The organism is Acinetobacter sp. CIP A162, from assembly GCF_000367905.1.
GTDB classification, from domain to species: Bacteria; Pseudomonadota; Gammaproteobacteria; order Pseudomonadales; family Moraxellaceae; genus Acinetobacter; species Acinetobacter lwoffii.
Window position 1 is genome coordinate 379,067 of the sequence record NZ_KB849159.1, and the last position, 18,293, is coordinate 397,359.

General features: G+C 43.3%; 20 protein-coding genes and 1 other RNA gene. 15 read left to right on the forward strand and 6 right to left on the reverse strand.

Features of this window, described 5'->3' with window-relative positions:
• The first annotated feature begins 1 nt into the window (after position 1).
• The 3 genes from F995_RS08060 to F995_RS16630 all read left to right on the forward strand — a co-directional run bounded on the left by F995_RS08060 (position 2) and on the right by F995_RS16630 (position 2,679).
• Positions 2 to 709, forward strand: coding sequence for a GntR family transcriptional regulator (locus F995_RS08060; protein WP_004646348.1), 708 nt, complete (start codon positions 2 to 4; stop codon positions 707 to 709).
• A 214-nt stretch (positions 710 to 923) separates the two neighbouring features.
• Positions 924 to 2,210, forward strand: coding sequence for a PQQ-dependent sugar dehydrogenase (locus F995_RS08065; protein WP_370940763.1), 1,287 nt, complete (start codon positions 924 to 926; stop codon positions 2,208 to 2,210).
• A gap of 307 nt (positions 2,211 to 2,517) precedes the next feature.
• Positions 2,518 to 2,679 carry a hypothetical protein gene (locus F995_RS16630; protein ID WP_004646350.1) on the forward strand — a complete coding sequence of 54 codons (162 nt, stop codon included), beginning with the start codon at positions 2,518 to 2,520 and terminating at the stop codon, positions 2,677 to 2,679.
• Positions 2,680 to 2,887: 208 nt separating this feature from the next.
• Here the strand turns inward: F995_RS16630 and ssrS are convergent.
• The 3 genes from ssrS to F995_RS08080 form a co-directional block, all read right to left on the reverse strand.
• Positions 2,888 to 3,071: non-coding RNA, 6S RNA (gene ssrS, locus F995_RS16320), on the reverse strand.
• A gap of 97 nt (positions 3,072 to 3,168) precedes the next feature.
• Complete coding sequence (locus tag F995_RS08075; RefSeq protein ID WP_004279505.1) at positions 3,169 to 3,456, reverse strand: cell division protein ZapA; 288 nt, start codon at positions 3,454 to 3,456, stop codon at positions 3,169 to 3,171.
• Entirely contained in the window at positions 3,453 to 4,010 is a 558-nt protein-coding gene (locus F995_RS08080; protein WP_004279506.1) for a hypothetical protein, read from the reverse strand. The genes F995_RS08075 and F995_RS08080 overlap by 4 nt, the downstream gene beginning before the upstream one ends.
• A 64-nt stretch (positions 4,011 to 4,074) precedes the next feature.
• Here F995_RS08080 and F995_RS08085 point away from each other — a divergent pair, with 64 nt between their 5' ends.
• From F995_RS08085 to F995_RS08120, 8 genes are all read left to right on the forward strand, one after another.
• Positions 4,075 to 4,707, forward strand: a complete 633-nt coding sequence (locus F995_RS08085) for a UPF0149 family protein (RefSeq protein WP_004646351.1) — start codon at positions 4,075 to 4,077, stop codon at positions 4,705 to 4,707.
• Positions 4,708 to 4,839: 132 nt separating this feature from the next.
• Positions 4,840 to 6,174: a Xaa-Pro aminopeptidase gene (pepP, locus tag F995_RS08090; protein ID WP_004646353.1), complete on the forward strand. Its 1,335-nt coding sequence runs from the start codon at positions 4,840 to 4,842 to the stop codon at positions 6,172 to 6,174.
• A gap of 292 nt (positions 6,175 to 6,466) precedes the next feature.
• Positions 6,467 to 6,706 carry a DUF378 domain-containing protein gene (locus F995_RS08095; protein ID WP_004279510.1) on the forward strand — a complete coding sequence of 80 codons (240 nt, stop codon included), beginning with the start codon at positions 6,467 to 6,469 and terminating at the stop codon, positions 6,704 to 6,706.
• A 354-nt stretch (positions 6,707 to 7,060) separates the two neighbouring features.
• Positions 7,061 to 7,807: an IS5-like element ISAba31 family transposase gene (locus F995_RS08100; RefSeq protein WP_004646354.1), complete on the forward strand. Its 747-nt coding sequence runs from the start codon at positions 7,061 to 7,063 to the stop codon at positions 7,805 to 7,807.
• 287 nt (positions 7,808 to 8,094) lie between these two features.
• On the forward strand, positions 8,095 to 8,664 hold the full coding sequence (locus F995_RS08105) for a GNAT family N-acetyltransferase (RefSeq protein WP_004646355.1): 570 nt from the start codon (positions 8,095 to 8,097) through the stop codon (positions 8,662 to 8,664).
• Between the two features lie 105 nt (positions 8,665 to 8,769).
• Positions 8,770 to 9,978 (forward strand): 2-octaprenyl-6-methoxyphenyl hydroxylase, encoded by a 1,209-nt coding sequence (gene ubiH, locus F995_RS08110; RefSeq protein WP_004646356.1) that lies wholly within the window; start codon positions 8,770 to 8,772, stop codon positions 9,976 to 9,978.
• Positions 9,975 to 11,222: an FAD-dependent monooxygenase gene (locus F995_RS08115; protein WP_004646358.1), complete on the forward strand. Its 1,248-nt coding sequence runs from the start codon at positions 9,975 to 9,977 to the stop codon at positions 11,220 to 11,222. The genes ubiH and F995_RS08115 overlap by 4 nt, the downstream gene beginning before the upstream one ends.
• Before the next feature lie 174 nt (positions 11,223 to 11,396).
• Positions 11,397 to 11,651, forward strand: coding sequence for a hypothetical protein (locus tag F995_RS08120; RefSeq protein ID WP_004646359.1), 255 nt, complete (start codon positions 11,397 to 11,399; stop codon positions 11,649 to 11,651).
• Between the two features lie 91 nt (positions 11,652 to 11,742).
• Here the strand turns inward: F995_RS08120 and rsmI are convergent, their stop codons facing one another.
• Positions 11,743 to 12,585, reverse strand: coding sequence for a 16S rRNA (cytidine(1402)-2'-O)-methyltransferase (rsmI, locus tag F995_RS08125; protein WP_004646360.1), 843 nt, complete (start codon positions 12,583 to 12,585; stop codon positions 11,743 to 11,745).
• 10 nt (positions 12,586 to 12,595) lie between these two features.
• Here rsmI and F995_RS08130 point away from each other — a divergent pair, with 10 nt between their 5' ends.
• The 4 genes from F995_RS08130 to F995_RS08145 all read left to right on the forward strand — a co-directional run bounded on the left by F995_RS08130 (position 12,596) and on the right by F995_RS08145 (position 15,674).
• Positions 12,596 to 13,555, forward strand: a complete 960-nt coding sequence (locus tag F995_RS08130) for a penicillin-binding protein activator (protein WP_004646361.1) — start codon at positions 12,596 to 12,598, stop codon at positions 13,553 to 13,555.
• An 11-nt stretch (positions 13,556 to 13,566) separates the two neighbouring features.
• Positions 13,567 to 13,983: a YraN family protein gene (locus F995_RS08135; RefSeq protein WP_004646362.1), complete on the forward strand. Its 417-nt coding sequence runs from the start codon at positions 13,567 to 13,569 to the stop codon at positions 13,981 to 13,983.
• Positions 13,984 to 14,116: 133 nt separating this feature from the next.
• Positions 14,117 to 14,803, forward strand: coding sequence for a BON domain-containing protein (locus F995_RS08140; RefSeq protein ID WP_004279522.1), 687 nt, complete (start codon positions 14,117 to 14,119; stop codon positions 14,801 to 14,803).
• Positions 14,793 to 15,674 carry an alpha/beta hydrolase gene (locus F995_RS08145; protein ID WP_004646363.1) on the forward strand — a complete coding sequence of 294 codons (882 nt, stop codon included), beginning with the start codon at positions 14,793 to 14,795 and terminating at the stop codon, positions 15,672 to 15,674. Before F995_RS08140 ends, F995_RS08145 begins: the two co-directional genes overlap by 11 nt.
• Before the next feature lie 104 nt (positions 15,675 to 15,778).
• On the opposite strand, the gene nudC is transcribed toward F995_RS08145, so the two are convergent.
• Positions 15,779 to 16,555, reverse strand: coding sequence for an NAD(+) diphosphatase (gene nudC, locus F995_RS08150; protein ID WP_004646364.1), 777 nt, complete (start codon positions 16,553 to 16,555; stop codon positions 15,779 to 15,781).
• Positions 16,555 to 18,198 carry a hypothetical protein gene (locus F995_RS08155; protein WP_004646365.1) on the reverse strand — a complete coding sequence of 548 codons (1,644 nt, stop codon included), beginning with the start codon at positions 18,196 to 18,198 and terminating at the stop codon, positions 16,555 to 16,557. Before F995_RS08155 ends, nudC begins: the two co-directional genes overlap by 1 nt.
• Positions 18,199 to 18,293: the final 95 nt, after the last annotated feature.

Here is an 18,293-nt window from a genome sequence, read left to right on the forward strand (position 1 = left end):
CATGACTATTGTTCGCAATCCAAGTACTAAAGCGACCGGAAAAAGCTCAGACAATCTGTCTGAGCTGGTTCTCCAGAAAATTAAAAATGATATTTTTGACTTTAAACTGATGCCGGGAGAGCGGTTTACCGAATCGGAAATTGCTGAAAGCTATGCCGTCAGCCGTACACCTATTCGGCAAGCTTTGTATCGCTTGCAGCAGGAAGGTTATGTCGAGGTGCAGTTTAGAAGTGGCTGGAAGGTTCGGTCACTAGACTTTAAAGTTTATGAAGAACTGTATGATCTGCGGATTTTATTGGAAGGTTATGCAGTCGAACAACTTTGTCAGATGCCCAAAGACCAGTTGCAGGTTGCTCTGGCTGTTTTGATTCAAACCTGGTGTATTCAACCAGAACAATATATCTATGATCTCAGGCGGTTATCTGCACAAGATGAAGCATTTCATTGTCATTTGGTATTTGCAGCCGGCAATACAGAAATGGCAAAAATACATAGTGAGATCAGCGAGAAAATTCGCATCATACGCCGTCTGGATTTTTCCAAAGATTATCGGATTGAGGCCACCTATGCCGAACATCAACAGATTTTAAGGGGATTACTTGCACAAGATGCAGCGTTCTGTCTCTCTATATTGGATGCCCATATCCGGCACAGCCGTAATGAGGTGAAAAAAATTACACTGGAAATGTTATCCTCTAGTCCTGCGTAAGTTAATCAGGATAAATTTATTTTATAGCAAGAAAAATATCAGACCTGACTTAAAATTGATAACCAATTCATAACCAGAAAAAACAAGAACCCGCTAGTGGCATCTCAAATTGTTTTTTAAAGTAAGTTGAGGATGATAATAACAAGAGATAAAAATGCTTCATCAGCCTATTCAACTTTTACTTACAGGTGCCGGCTGTGCACTTCTCTTAACCATGACTGGATGTACCATGCCTTCCAAATCGCCCATCAATGACAGTTATGGTTCCCAGCCACATTTGCCCAAACCAAAATCAAGCTTGCTGCCTACGGTCAATATTGCACCTGCTAAAGGTTGGCCTGAAGGTAAAATGCCGACAACAGCGACAGGTTTAAAAGTTCAGGCATTTGCCAAAGGGTTGCAGCATCCGCGCTGGCTGTATGTATTGCCGAATGGTGATGTACTGGTGGCTGAAACCGATGCACCGCCTAAGCCCGATGACAGCAAAGGGATCAAAGGCAAAATCATGAAATGGGTGATGCAACGTGCAGGTTCATCGCACCCCAGTGCCAACCGCATCAGTCTGCTTCGCGATAGCAATGGAGACGGGGTGGCTGAACAAAAAATCGTATTTTTACAGAATCTCAATTCTCCATTTGGCATGGCACTGGTCGGCAATATGTTGTATGTGGCGAATACTGATGCCCTAATGCGCTTTCCTTATCAGAACGGTGCGACTCAAATTACAGCAGCCGGTACCAAGGTGCTGGATTTACCGGCAGGCCGTTTAAACCATCACTGGACCAAAAATGTCATTGCCAATCCTGCCGGCAGCAAACTCTATATTACAGTGGGTTCCAACAGCAATGTCGCTGAAAATGGCCTAGAGCAGGAGCAGGGCCGGGCACTAATCATGGAATTTGACATAGCCAGTGCTCAAGCGCGACCTTTTGCTACCGGACTGCGTAATCCGAATGGTATGGACTGGCAACCCCAGAGTGGCACACTCTGGACGGTGGTAAATGAACGTGATGAACTCGGCAATGATCTGGTTCCTGATTATCTGACCTCTGTCAAAGAAGGCGCTTTTTATGGCTGGCCCTATAGTTATTATGGCCAACATGTAGATACCCGGGTCAAACCGCAAAATCCTGCGCAAGTTGCGCAGGCCATTCCACCAGATTATGCATTGGGCAATCATACTGCATCATTGGGCTTGGCCTTCTATAGGGCAGATCTGATGCCTCAATATCGAAACGGTGCGCTGATTGGCCAGCATGGTTCATGGAACCGCAAACCGCACAGTGGCTATAAAGTGATTTTTATTCCCTTTCAAAATGGACAACCGATGGGCCCACCTCAAGATATCTTGACTGGATTCTTAAGCGATCAGGGCGATGCATATGGGCGACCGGTCGGTGTGGCGGTAGATTCTTCAGGTGCCATTTTGGTTGCTGATGATGTCGGTGATGTGATTTGGCGAGTATCACCCTTGTGTACACCAGCTGCAGTAAGTAAATAAAGGTTTAGGGATTCAGGATTTTATTCGGATCTGAATCTGTGGAAAGTAAAAGTTAAAGCAAAGACTGTTTCATTCAAACGTCAATATTTTGATTGAAAATATGCAAAGGCTAGCGGATTTAAAATAATTTTTAAGCTTCATTTAAGCTGGCTGAATTAGGCTTTCAGGATATTTTTACGCGGGATTACAGCATGTACAGAGATTCTGCTGATCCTATTAAAAATATCTAAATCTAAGTGCCAGTTTTAAGTGCCAATAAAAACTGGATATAAAAGTTAGAACGTTGCAAAAAAAGAGGGTTTTAAGAATGAAATCAATTGTTGCATTTATTTTCCCTTGGTCATTATTTATGACCCTTCATCGACCAGCCGAAGCCACAGTATGCTTAATGCTTCATATTTCGATTTTAGGCTGGATTCCTGCTGCAATCTGGGCCATGCATACTTTATATCGGGATAAAATAGCCTGAAAATAGGAAAATAAGTTACTGAAAGATTGTTTGATTTTGACGGAAGTAATTAAAGCCCTATCTTTTTTATAGCTAAAGATTTTTTTTCATTCCAGATGATGAATACATCAATAAAATGAATCTAGAGGAATGTTCGAGAGAAATACTACAAAATTAAAATAAGAGGAAATTCAGGAAAAATTATAATTATATTTTGAAAACGAAATTGAAGTACTCCGAAGATGCCGCTGCATGTGTCGTTACCCTGAACCCGATGAGTTCAAGGAGGATGCGACGTATACTTGCTGGGTTTCCCATACGGAGATGGGCATACACTCTAAATATACAGAACACACCCATAAGTGTTAGTATCGGCAGGGGAATAGACCCGCTGGCGAACACCTCAGAGTTAAGTTAATTATAAACAATAATCCCGGTGTGGCAACTCTATGCTGTTCATGAACTGTAAACAGTTCGGTCGAATGTCCGAAGTTTAAACAGAATTCGAGATTATTCAGTCAGTTCTTCAACTTCTTCTAAAATAGTTTGTAACAAACGCTCGCAATGCGCATATTGTTGCAGTGATCTGTTCATATTCAAGACCTCCTGCATCAGCTCAAGTGCAACCATAATAATCAGCTTGCTAGGTTCCATGCGTGGTGCTTTACGGCGAAATTCATCATATTTGTCATTTAATAACTGTGCCGCGCGTTCTAATTCTTCCTGCTTGTCAGGAGTAGAGGCCAAACGGAAACTATGCCCCAATACTCTGAGATCAATTGCAATTTGTTCACTCATGATGAGGCTTCCTCAGTCGCTTCAGTCGGATGGGCCAGTTGTTGAATTTCCTGTGCGTGATGATCCTGCGCAGTGCCAAGAATGGCCAGACGTTGAATAATCGCTTCAACCTTGGCTTTGGCATTTTCATTTTTCTGGGTTAAACGTTCAGATTCCTGAGTCAGACGCTGAATTTCCTGCTGGGCATGACGCTGTTCAAGGATCATCTTTTCCTTAACTACGCGCAGTTCATTCCGTTCAGCCAGAATTTCCTGAAAACGGTTTTTCAGGTCGGTACAGCTTTTTTCCAGACGACCATAACGGTCTGCCAGTGCAGTTGCATCATTATTAAGCAGTTGAAACTGGGCACGAGAATCCGTCAATTGTTCTGTCAGATTTTCATTTTCTTGTTGTTTTTGCGCAATCACGCTGTTTTTTTGTTCAATTTGCTGTTGATGTTGCATCATTGAAGAGTCTTGCTCTTCGCGCAAACTGGAATTTTCACTTTCAAGCCGTGCAAGTCGCGTTTTTAACACGCCGATCTGCACTTGTAGACGCTGTAATTCTTCTAACATATCGAGGTCGCACAGTGTTGCAAACAAAGGTAATATATAAGCAGTATAAAGATTGGATAAACGAATGCAAGACGATATTTCAGGTTGGACCGAATGGCACCGCAATTTTTCTTCAATTGAGGAAATTTCTAGCCCTAGCGAACTACATGGTTTGCTAACTGGCATTGTTTGTGTCACCCAGGCGCCAAGCAGTGAAGAGTGGTTACAGATTTTAGAAACACTGGATGTACCTGAACTGGATGCCGAAGCATTAGAGTTGTTGACGGGCGAAGCTGAAGATGTGTTTCATGCACTGTCTGAAGATGAGCTGGATTATTTACCTTTGCTGCCTGATGATGAGCATGTGCTTTCAGAACGCGTACAGGCTCTGGCGGACTGGTGTGCAGGCGTGGTCTTAGGTTTCGGACTGGCTTCAGGACATATCCGTCAGGATGAAGTTGAGCTGATTGAACATTTACAAGATGTAGCCGCAGTTGAATTTGAAGACTCAGACGATGATGCCGAAGGTGAAGAAAGCTATCAGGAATTGTACGAATTTGTGCGTCTGATTCCTGTCAGCCTGTCTTTAGGGCGTAAAAAGGTCGAAGTTGAAGAAACACCACTCTTACAGCAATTTAGTCAAAAAAATCAGCCTAAAGCCGCTGTTACAGACGCGCAAAGTGTGGTCGAGATTTTCTCGCCTAAACGTCCAAGCTGATGAAATGCTGAGGTGAACCATCAGCTGCTTGAATTCAGGCATATATTTTGCTGTTACAGTGAAATCTATAGTCTGATTTCAAGACTATATTCTAAATACAAGTATTGATCGATAAGAAAGAAGTAAGGTGTAATGAAGAAATTGACACAGGCAGTTTTTGAGGAACGTCGCGCAATCCTCGCAGGGGAAATCGGTTTACGCAGTATCGCTATTATCGCGACCAGTCCGGTAGCCATGCGTAACCGTGATGCAGATTATAAATACCGTGCAGACAGTAGTTTCTTCTATTTAACCGGATTCGCGGAACCTGAAGCTGTGGCTGTGATTGAAACCTTTGACACTGAAGAAGAAGGCTATAGCTACAGTTTGTTCTGTCGTGAACGCAACCGTGAAATGGAAATCTGGAATGGCTACCGCGCGGGTATTGATGGGGCTATTCAGGATTATGATGCAGATGAAGCCTATGCGATTGATTTGCTGGATGAAGAAATCTTAGAAAAGTTACAAAATAAAGATCAGTTATTTTATCGCATTGGACAGCATGCAGAGTTTGATGCGCGTGTCGCCAAATGGATTGCAACTGCAAGTGGTGAAAGCCGTCGTGGTACTTCTGCGCCAGCGCAAGTCATTCAGCTGGATCGTATTGTTGATGAAATGCGTCTGCATAAAGATGCAAATGAAATCGAACTGATGCAGATTGCTTCCGATATTTCTGCTGATGCACATATGCAAGCGATGCTAGCAGTACGTCCGGGTATGATGGAATATGCGCTGGAAGCCGAGCTGAATTATGTCTTTGGCAAAAATGGCGGTGTTCCGGCTTATAACAGTATTGTCGGTGGCGGTGAGAATGCCTGCATCCTGCATTATGTAGAAAATGACAAAGAACTGAAAGATGGCGATTTAGTCCTGATTGATGCTGCAGCTGAATATCAGTTCTATGCTTCAGACATTACCCGTACCTTTCCGGTAAATGGTAAATTCAGTCCGGAACAGAAAGCCTTATATAACGTAGTACTGGATGCTCAAATCGCTGCGATCAATGCCGTGCAAATTGGTAACTCGTATAAAGAACCTCACAATGTTGCAGTGCGTATTTTGGTGCAGGGTTTGCTCGATCTTGGCTTGATGCAGGGTAATATCGACGAGATTATAGAAAAAGAAGCTTTTCGTCAGTTCTACATGCACGGTACGGGGCATTGGCTCGGTATGGATGTGCATGATGTCGGTGCTTATAAGGTTGATGGTGAATGGCGCTCGTATGAAGAGGGCATGGTCGTGACCGTTGAGCCGGGTCTCTACATCGCGCCTGATGATGAAACAGTGGATGCCAAATGGCGTGGAATTGGCATCCGAATTGAAGATGATGTGGTAGCCACTGCAAATGGCCCGCTGGTTTTAACTGCGAAAGTTGTCAAAACGGTAGAAGAGATTGAAGCATTGATGGCGAAAGCGCGCGCTGCCTAATCCAAGAAAAATACAGAAAGCCGGTCGCGAGATCGGCTTTTTTTATGACATTTCTATGCCGTTTTAAACAAGAATTCCTAGCTATATCGAATCGATCAAAAAGTGATTTAGCTTACGTTTATCTCGAACAAGTCAAATAAAACTAACCTAAGTAAAATTTACAGCTTAAAAAGTGACAGGAAGTCAACACAGAAAATCTGTTTTTAGCATCAAAGCTACATATTAAATGCGCTGAGATTCTCATACTTTCTCTGATCCTTAAATAAACTTAAATAACAGCAGGAGAACACTTATGAGATTAAATACGATTGACTGGATTGCTTATGCTTTAACAATCATTGGTGGCATTAATTGGGGTTTAATTGGTGCATTCGATTTTAATTTGGTCGCTGCAATCTTTGGTGATATGAGCGCCTTATCTCGAATTGTTTATGTATTGGTTGGTTTGTCGGCATTGTACCTGATTTATACAGGAACGAAGTTGGGTAAAACAGTACACCACACAGATCATCATACCAATATTGTGCGTTAAGCTAATCTTCTTGGGCGAGTTTCTTGCAAGATAGGATTCATGTCTTCGAGTAACTTGCCGAGAGGATAGAAATAGTGTGGAAGATGAAGAAACCTCGGTATATTTCCGGGGTTTTTTATATAGGTGTTTATAGGTTATTAATAGAATCATCCTCAGATCTACAACAACACTTAGCTAAAGATTAATGATTACTATCATACAAATAAGATTAGGTTGTACATGGTTGGATAAATTTTTTTTAAAATATCTGTTAGCTAAAAAATCGAGTTATATTTAGGGTGTGTTGACACTTTTAGCTTAAAAAAATAGCGAAGTAGTAAAATCAAATCGCCAAACCCAATTTTACTATTCGCTATGCCTCGTACCATGCTGACAGATCAACACTGGCAAAAGTTGAAAGTTATTCTGCGTAATTTATCCATTCACCACAACTCAAATTTACGCAATTTTATTGAAGCTATTCTCTATAGAATTAGAACAGGCTGTCCGTGGCGAGATATTCCTTGCTGTTTTGGTCATTCAAACTCTATTTTCAAACGTTTTAATCGTTGGTCAAGCAGCGGTAAGTTACTTAGATTATTCAAATTACTAGCCTCATGCCCCGATATGGAGTGGATTTTTATTGATGGCTCTCATGTACGTGCTCATCAACATTCTGCCGGCATAGCGAATCAATCTATTTCTAAAAGTGTAGGAGGAAACTCCTCAAAAATACATTTGATTGTTGATGCACATGGCAATCCTATTGATTTCATGATTACCGATGGAACCACACATGATGTTAAAGTTGCACCTGATTTAATATCAACATTAGATTTAAAAGAGACAAAAGTGGTATGTGCAGATAAAGGCTATGATTCAGAACCACTGCGTGAACAGATCAGGAAAACAGGGACTAAAGCGAATATACCAAAGAAAACAAATAGCCAATCGAACAATGACCATATGGACTGGTATTTATATAAAATCAGGCATTTAGTTGAAAATATATTTTGTAGATTAAAGCAATTTAGAGGAATAGCTACTCGATATGACAAGCTCAAAAGAAATTATCAAAGTTCTGTTGCTTTAGCCTGTATATTTTTATGGCTACCTTTATAGGGTTAATTATGAACAGTAAATGTCAACAGACCCTATAAAACTCTCTAAAAATAAGAAAATAATAGTGATTGAAAATGGGCCTTCTGCTCCTGACAGTGATTATCAGCTTATTTATAAATGGCTTGATTCACAATTTTATCATTCAGGATCTACGAGCATCAGTATGTATTCAAAATTGTGCGAAGCGAGTAGATCGAGTTATACCAATTTGACTAGGTTTGCGATCGAATCGTATAAGTGCCAAATGAAATTACAACATTCCGTTTTTTAATGCCGAGTTGATAAAAGTGAGTATAAATATTTTAGTTGCTGAATTAAAGACAACTTGGTTGGAGTTAAGAGCATATAAAGTTGGAGATGAATTTTCATTATTCCAAGAGTATTGTGGCGACGTTGAAGCATCAAAATACTTACAACGACAGGTGCATACAACAGTCGGTCAAACTCAGCAGATGTTGCAGAAATGGGCGTTAAGCTATTGGCAGCAACCGATTAAAGGATTTTCATGGGTGATTGCTGAGCGAAAAAGTCATCTGGCAATCGGGTTACTAACGATCATTCAACAGCAAAATAGCAGCCTTGAAGTTCATTTCGAACTTGGTCCTCGATTTCAGGGTCAGGGCTATATGCTTGAGGCGATGAAAGCGGTGATTCAGCATTTTAAACAATATCTCCCACTTAAATTACTGGATACTTTCTGCGATGCAGAACATGTACAGGCACACCAAGTGCTGTTAAAGACAGGGTTTAAAGTTGTTAAACGGATCAGTGCTTATACTGTATTGCCGAAGTTGGGTACTGAAAAGCGTGATGTCTTGGTTTTTCAATATAGGCTGGATCATCATGAAGAAAACTAAATAAAACGAATCATTATAAAAATTTAAAGCCTTGAGGTAAGATAAAACCAGTATACGTTTTATGTAATTCGCCATAGATGCGAATAAACAAATAAGGAAGTAAGCATGCAACAAGAAGTCATCATTGTCGGTGGTGGTATGGTCGGCTTAAGCCTCGCATTAATGTTGGCGAAAACCAATATTGCAGTCAAACTGTTGGAAGCCATCAAATATCCAGATTATGATGATGAAAATCTTGCGCCCTATCATTCCAGTTTTGATGCACGTAACAGTGCCTTGTCACGCCGTAGCGTGCAGATTTATCAGGAACTTGGACTTTGGAATGCCTTGCAAGAACATGCTACCCCAATTCTGGAAGTGAATATTACCGAACAAGGCAGCTTTGGTAAGGCCCGACTGAAAGCCGAGCAGGAAAAAGTCGAAAGCTTTGGTCAGGTCATTGAAAATGCCTGGCTCGGTCGTGTACTGCTGACCCAAGTCAAAAAAGAGCCATTAATTGAATTGATTGATGGTGTTCAAGTGACCTCCCTTATCCAAGATACAGACTTTGCTTATATCGAAGCTCAGCGTGGTGAATCATCACTAAAATTACAGTCCAAACTGGTTATTGCCGCCGATGGACGGGATTCTTTCTGCCGTAAAGCCTTGGGTATTGGTGCGTCAGAACATGATTATGATCAGGTTGCAATTGTGACCACAGTACAAACGTCTAAGCCACATGGTCATGTGGGCTTTGAGCGTTTCAGTCATTTAGGGCCTTTGGCACTGTTGCCATTGCCGGGCGAATATCGCCGTTCCGTGGTCTGGCCAGTGAAAAAAGGTACTGAAGGAGAATGGCTGGGAGATGAAAATGACCAGCATTTCCTCGATGCCTTGCAGGAAACGTATGGCGATCGTGCCGGAAAGTTCCAGAAAACCGGAAAACGGTTCAGTTTTCCCTTATCTCAAGTGTTAGCTGAAAAACAGGCTGTTGGCCGTGTCGTGTTGATGGGCAATGCAGCACATACGATTCATCCGGTGGCTGGTCAGGGTTTTAACCTGTGTATGCGTGATGCGCATGTATTGGTGCGTTACCTCAAGGAACAGCAAGCACAAGGCGCAGACTTGGGCGATGCTGCAATATTACAAGACTATGAAAAATCTCGTCTCAGTGACCAGCAACGAGTGATCAAATTCTGTGATTCAGTGGTGCGTGGCTTTAGTAACCAGAATCCATTTTTAAAGCTGATTCGTAATACGGGTTTAATCGCTTTTGATACGATTCCAGGCATCAAGCCACTGGTTGCAAATTATGCCATGGGGTTAAAAGCATGAGCTTAAATCAAACTAACGAAATATTAGACGTCGTCATTATTGGCGGTGGATTGGTGGGTGGGCTTACAGCGCTTTTGTTAGCCCAAGGTGGCATGCAGCCTACAGTTCTGGATGCAGCGCCAATTCTGGATGCAGATAAAACCTTAAAGGTGGCCAATCCGCGTGTCCTGGCTCTCAGTCAGGCAACCATTCACTTGTTAAAGACGGTGGGGGTCTGGGAAAACCTGGCACGGCAGCAGCCTTATACCGGCATGCAGGTCTGGAATAAAAATGGCTATGGCGAAATCAATTTCGGCCAGCCTTCAGAAAAAACACCCTCGCTAGAACAGGCTTTAGGTTCGATGGTGGAACCAAGCATTCTGAATCTGGCCATTCAGCAAAAGATGCTTGAAGATGTTCAAGATTATAGAACACAGGTCAAAGTCAGCCGCGTTGAACGTGACGTCGGTGTGTGGATTATTCATCTGGCCGATGGTACTCAGCTTAAAACCAAGCTGGTGATCGGCGCCGACGGTGCCAATTCCTTTGTTCGTGAGCAAGCTTTCATCGATATTGATGTACTGGACTATAAACAGGCGGGCATCAGTTGTGCCATTAAAACTGCACAACCTCATCAGCATATGGCACGTCAGATTTTTCTCGAAACCGGCCCTCTGGCTTTTTTACCCATGGCCAGCCTTAGTCCGGAAGAGCAGGGACATTGGCAATCGATTGTTTGGACTTTGCCAGAGGATTATGCTGAAGAATATGCAGCGCTCCCCGATGCTGAATTTACCCAGCTATTGACCCGTGAAAGCCAGCATATGCTGGGTGAAGTCTTAGAGGCGACACTACGTGCCACTTTCCCCTTAAAAGCCCGCGCTGCCCAACAATATGTTCAAGATGGTTTAGCCCTGATTGGAGATGCCGCACATGTGATTCATCCGCTGGCAGGTCAAGGGGTGAATATTGGCTGTCTGGATGCTGCGATACTTTGTGATGTTTTACTGCATGATCAGGCGCGTGGCGTATGGGCACATGAACAAACCCTAAAACGCTATGAGCATCGCCGTAAAAGTCAGAACGATGCCATGATGCACAGCATGTCTGCGATTGGCTGGATGGAAACCACTTTATTCTTCCCGATGGTTTGGGCACGCAATTTCGGCCTGAAACAGGTAGAAAATCAGCCCATGTTGAAAGATGCATTTATGGCGCAGGCCAACGGTCTGAGTTTACTTAAAGACACACGCTACGCAGCTTAAGACAGAAATGTAAATTTTTTAAACAAACATCAATAAAGAGTAACGATTTTGTTTAAAAAAGATACGATTTTTTGATGTTTAGTACTAGGCGAAGCCCAAAGAGATTGCTAAATTTCACTTAATTCGATACCTGGCTTGGAATACCAAGCAAGCGCCATTTTTGGGGAGATGCAAATGACAGACATGAATGATTATGATGACGACGTTGAAGATTCAATCGTTGACGATGATGAAGCAAAAGCAGCTGAAAAAGGCGCGGTCGATAGCACAGAGGTCGTCAGTGATACCGATCTTGTAGAAGCTGAAACTTTGACCGTCACTGCAAAGCTGAAAAAGCGTCAAGCACTGGAAGACGAGATTGCGGCTTTCCTTGCCAGTGGTGGTCGTATTGTTGAAGTTCCGGCAGATGAATCAGTAGCCAAAGAATAAGTTATTGATTAACTTGTCTCTTATAAAAAACACCACATCAATTGTGGTGTTTTTTTTACAAATCAAAACGAGATAGAAATATCTAGAGCAATTAATCGTTTGCCGAAGTCAGTTCTAAAGCACGTTGATAAGCGATTTTCTTTTTAATACCCGTTAAATCTGCTGCCAACTGTGATGCTGCTTTGACCGAAAGGTCCTGTAACAAACGTTTCAATAATTTATCCAGCTTTTCTTGATCCAGATCTTTTTCTTCGGTGGCACCGCCAATCACCAGAACAATTTCGCCTTTTTGCTGATTGTGATCATTGCTAATGAATTCCACCAATTCACCCAAGGTCATTTTCTTGATAGTTTCAAAAGTCTTGGTGATTTCTCGCGCAAAACCGACCGGGCGATCTGCTCCGAAAACGCTGGCCATATCCTTAACGGACTCCAGAATCCGGTGCGGTGCTTCATAGAAAATTAAAGTCTGGGTTTCATCTTTCAGTTTTTCCAGATTTAGCAGACGCTGACTTTGTCTGGATGGCAGAAAACCTTCAAAACTGAAACGGTCACTCGGCAAGCCGACTGCACTTAAAGCTGCAATCGCAGCACAAGCACCAGGAACGGGAATCACGCGGATATTATGCGCTTGAGCAGCCCGGACAAATTTAAAGCCAGGGTCGCTAATCAGGGGAGTGCCAGCATCACTGATCAGGGCCATATCTTCGCCATTGAGCAGGCGCTGGATCAGCTGATCAATCTTGTTGCTTTCATTATGCTCATGACAGGCAGTCAGAGGTGTTTGAATATTAAAGTGTTTAAGCAACTGTGCGGAAGTTCGTGTATCCTCAGCAGCAATAAGACTCACCGACTTCAACACCTGAATTGCACGATAACTCATATCATCTAAGTGCCCGATTGGAGTCGCAACAACAAATAACTGAGCACTCATAGGTTTCTCCATGTGGAATAAATTGAATAATAAAAAATGGAAGATTAAAAATAAAATATTGGGCTTGTGTTTAGTCAGCTACATCAGCAGCGTACAAGCAGAAGTGCTGATCATTCTACCCGAATCCGGGCCTTTGGCGCGAGCTGCATCGAGTATCAAACAGGGTTTTCTCAGTGCTTATGCTACTTCCGGGCAGAAAGTTCCATTAAAATGGGTCAATTCCAATCAGAAAAATATCTCCCAGCTACTGAAACAGCATGTCAATAAAAAGACCAAAATGGTGGTGGGTCCATTGGCACGTAGCGATGTGGAACAACTACTCAAGAGCAAACCTAAAGTACGTACCCTCAGCCTGAATGATGTAGCAGGGTCATTACCCCAAGTCTGGCAATTCAGCCTGTCCAAAAAAGAAGATGCTGCTGCCTTAAAAACCTTATTGCACAAAGATGGAATTCAACAGCTGCTGATTTTACGCCAGCCGGGCAGTGAAGCTGAGCATGAACTGTTGCTGATGTCATTGTTCAGTCAGAGTGATCTGAAATTTAAGATCGTGAACAAGGCACCCATTTTTTTAATGCCGAAGCAGGGGCTGTTATTCCTCGGCAATGCAGAAGGCCTGGCTACTATACCGGAATTAAGCCGTAAACGGATGTATACCGTAGCCAATGCGATCAGCGAGCAGCACAAGCTGCCACAAGGGATCAAGTTCTGTGATGTTCCGGTACTTTATCTGGCTGACTGGCCGGATGTTCTACAGGCTTATGTCAAAGAGCCGGTGGATATGTCCTATCAGTGGCTGATTGCCTTCGGTGGCGATGCCTGGCAGATCACCCAGCAGTACCTGTCACAACCGCGTTCACAGAATATTGAATTTCAGGGTAGAACTGGCCGGATACAGATCAGTGAACACAGCATTCAGCGTAGTCCAGAATGTTTCCAGTACAGTGGCACAGGCGTCAAGCTACTATGAGCGAAAGAGCAATGCTGCGACAGCAATTAGGTGCATGGGCGGAGCAGCAAGCGGCCCAATTGATGCAAAACCATGGATTTCAGTTCCTGGCAGCCAATTATCACAGTCGCTATGGCGAGCTGGATCTGATTCTGGTGTGTGATCAGGAACTGGTCTTTGTGGAAGTCAAAGCACGTGCGCAAACCCGATATGCGCAAGCGATCGAGTCGATTTCCAGAGCAAAACAGGGAAAGATGCTCAAGACTGCGATGTGCTTTATTCAGAAAAATCCACAATTTGCACACTATTACTATCGTTTTGACGTGATTTGTTTTGATTTTAAACAGCAATTTGCAAAAACCATACAGCATGACTTTTCGCAATACCCTTATGATCTGGAATGGATTGAAAATGCTTTTACTTTTGATCAAGAGTTTATTAACCTTTGAACAAAATAAGGTCTAAAGATGCTTATATTTGCTTCAAGATCATTGTAAAGTTCAAGCAGAATTGACATGATCTGAGCTTGAAAACAGATTATTAGATTGAAAAAGACGTAATAAAATGAAGGAGTCTTGCTGAGTGGTTAAGCGTATTGCAATAACAATGCTGTGTGTCGCAAGTTTATCAGGTTGTGCAAGTTTTATTTCCAGCGGCACAGGTACGGCTCCTGTCGGAACTGAAAGTGGGGCGCGTACCTTGGGGCAGGTATTTATTGATTCCTCAATTGTCCGTACTGCAAAAATTAATCTTTATAAATTGGATTCGCGCTTTAAGCAGGCCCGGGTCAATATTGAAAGTTTCCATGGCAATGTCTTGTTGACCGGTCAGGTGCCGGATGCCCATTTAAAGCAACTGGCTGAAGATAATGTCAAATCCATGAGTGATGTCAAAGCGGTACATAATTTTATTACTGTCGGCAATCAGATCAGCTATAGCACCATCATGCAGGATACTGCGGTGACTGCAAATACCCGTGGCTTGATCATGAAAGCGACTGTGGTAGCGGATAGTAAAGTGCATGTGCATACTGAAGATGGCGTACTGTATGTGATGGGTCGTTTAAATGGTGCCGAGATTGCTGACCTGAATCAGGTGTTACAACAGGTGGGTAATGTCACTAAAATTGTGACCCTAATTGATAATGTGGAGCAATATTCAAGTCTGGCTAATCAAAACTTTGCCGCACCGGCATATGCGCAGCCGGGTATTGAACAGACGCCAGTGGCGATTGATCCTGATACGGTTGAACCGACCTATGAACCATAAGGTCGGCCAGTTTAAAACCCAACTCTCACAGCGTATTTTGCAGTTTCAACAGCACTATCAAGATTTCCGGTTATACGATTTTGGTAGTTATGCTTTAAATCGTTTAACTCCGAAACAAGGTTACACAGTCGAAACCCAATTGGCCTATGGCTTGAAATCCCGGCAACGCTTTGACCTGTTTCGGAGTCAGCAGCCTTTGCCACATCGTCCCCTGATTGTGTTTGTGCATGGCGGTGCTTGGTTGCATGGCGATAAAAAGGATTATCAGTTTATTGGCGAGTCCTTTGCTAAAGAAGGTTATGATGTGGTGGTGATGAATTATCATCTGGCGCCACAACATATTTTTCCGACCTATATTCATGATCTGCATTTGTTACTGAATCATTTGCAGCAGTCAGCTGGACAGTTGCAGATCTGTGCTGAAAATCTGGTCTTGATGGGACACTCTGCCGGGGCATTCAATGTGATGTCTGCCTTGTATCATCCGCAATCTGCCAGCATTGATCACAATCAAATCCGGGCGATTATTGGTCTGGCGGGGCCTTATCATTTTGATTACAAAAATGATCCGATCTGTGCCGATGCATTTGATCAGGCGGTGCCTTATCAGCAGGTGATGCCTTATTATTTTGTTAAAAATAGCTCAATCCGGCATTATCTGTTTATTGCCGAAAAAGACAAGATTGTTGGGCATTTCAATAGCCAGGATTTGGACCGTGTACTGAAAGAGAAGGGCAATCATAGCCATCTGATTCAAATTCCGAAACTTGGTCATATTACGATTGTGGGTTCACTCTCCAGTTTGTTTAGCCAGTTTTTCCAGACCAAGGCACAGGTGCTTTGGGCGCTCGAGGATGCATTTAAATCCTGAGACTGATATTTGGTTTAACTAAGCAATAGATAAAAAAGAATCCAGGGGAGAACATCCACTGGATTCTTTTTTAAGCCGTTGAGCTAAATCTTTCGAATGCAGATTTATAGCCAGGTCTTGGTATCATCTGCGACTACTGTACCTTGAGTCACATGCATGATCATGGCATGGGCAATACTGCCTTTAAACGGAATTTCAGGCAGCTGATCGAATTTAAAGAATTGCGCATCGCTAATTTCTTCTTCCTGCAGCTGTAGCTCACCACCAGCATATTCTGCCTTGAAGGCAATCATCAGGTTACTTGGGAAAGGCCAGGGCTGGCTGGCCAGATACTGGATATTTTTGAGATGCAGACCGACTTCTTCCAGCGTTTCACGACGTACTGCATCTTCTAGGGTTTCACCCACTTCAACGAAACCGGCAATCAGGCCATACATCTGACTTTTGGTATTGCGCGCGTTTTTGGCCAGTAAAATCTCGTCTTTGCCTCGGGTAATGACGGTAATAACGCAAGGCTGTACCCGTGGATATTGCCGGTAGTTGCAGGATGGGCAGACCATGGCATATTCAACAGCATGCGCTTCAGTCGCTGTACCGCAATGACTACAGAACTTATGGTTACGACGCCATTCTAAAAGTTGTACTGCGCGGCTGGCCTGTTCGAATTGCTGGGTATTCCAGAACTGTAACAGCTGACGGATGGGAACCAGTTGCAAGCCTGCAGGAATCGGCTCATCGGGAAGAAGATCACGGGCAATCACCTGATCACCCGTGTGGAGTAGCAAATCACTTGCTAAGGCTTCAACCCGTGGAAGTTGAAAGTGTTGATCGACCAGCAGTTGCTGTTGTTGAAAAATATAAGCAAGTGATAATTTGGACATTAGGCAACTATTTTGAGTTTCTCACTACTGTCCAATGCTACCTGAAACATCGCCTGTAATACAGGCTGTTTGTTCTTTAAGTTATCAATCATCATGTCGGCACTGGCCAGGGTGTCTAAAGCACGATGAATTTCTTCCGGACTTAATGCAATCGACAGATCAATACGGTTCTTGATGAATTCTGCAGTGGTGGTGAACGCAGTACGAACATGTTCTGCATTCAGGAACAGCATCGCGCCGCCAATCTCGCAAAACTGTACAGGAACAGGTTCGAGGGCAGTCAAGTCATGATCTTGCAGGTAATTGCTGAGAATCTGGCTAGAAAGCTCGATCAGGGCCTTGGTTTCTGTGAGTAAAGCAGCGTGTGCTTCATCCAGACGGTCCAGAGAAATATTCATGTTGTTGACGCGCAGCTGCAAGCGGCTCGAAGTGTGATGACGTTCCAGTACGCCAATCGAGTTCATGGCAGACAGAATGACATTCATCAACTGCTGGGCAAAGCTGGCATCCTGCATCATCTCCGGCTGGCTCAGTGAAGCGGCCTGACGGGTCAGGTCATGATAGGCTTCATTCAGGTTCAATACCTTGAAGATATTCGCCAGATTATTCAGTTGTGCCTGCAGTTCCTGAGTCTTTTCAGGCGTCATGTTCTGATAGTTGAACTCGATGTCATTACGAATTTGCGCCATTTCCGTGGTCACCAATTCGCTGATGGTATGCATGGTTTCAAAGTCTGGGCCATACAGATGGCGACTGAAGACCTGTAATTGCATATCGGTCAGCAGGTCATCGCCCACATTGAGCTGGCTACGGATAGATTGCGCAGTTTCATCTTCCTGACTGATACATAGGCTGAGCACATTGGCCAGATCAGCCAGCGAAGCCTTGAAGCTGTCTGCCGAGCTAAAATACTGTGCCATGTTGCGCTCAATGCTCACCAAGGTGCGTAGACGTGGCTCATTAATCAGCAGGTGCTCAATATTGTTTAACGCGACATATACCAGATTCCAGTACTGCTTGCTGTCATGTTGTTCTGCAAGTCCGGCCAGATAAGCCCCCACCAGTTTGATGGCTTGCAAATCCAGTTCACTTTCTTCCTGATTGATCAGCTTGTTGAGTGACAGCTTATACAGACGGTGTACATATTGGGATTTTTCCAGACTTGGTGCCTGTGGCAGCGCAAAATCAGGAGTGACGCAATCTAATAGCGATTCTACATGCTGGCCTTCAGTCGTCAGTGGTTTACCCAAAGCCAGTTCCAAGCGGTTCAGGGTATCCAGCAAAAACTGTGGAATTTTTACTTCACGCAAACAGATAAATTCGATATAGCGTTTCAGCATAGTGGTGCCTTCACTCAAGGCGATCACTTCTTGAGTATTGACCTGCGCCGGATTCCCCATAATCTTGCGCATTAATTCTGCTGAATATTGAGCGACTTTTGCCAGACTGGACATGTCGATGAGTGCCAGAACCTGGGCGCATTGTTCGAACTGATTTAATGCATCATCAATACCAAAAGGTAAAGTCTGGTCTTCTACCAAGGTGCTTACTGCTGATTCGACTAACTTGATCGAGTTATCAACCTCATTTTTTATTATCAGTAAAGCTGTTGGATCAAAATGTATAGAGGTTTGGTAAGACATGATCTGCACCTTTCCTGGAGTATTATCTATATATGAGCCCCGCTTTAAACTACGGGGCCTCTTTGTATTTACTATAACTGAAGAACGATAGTTTT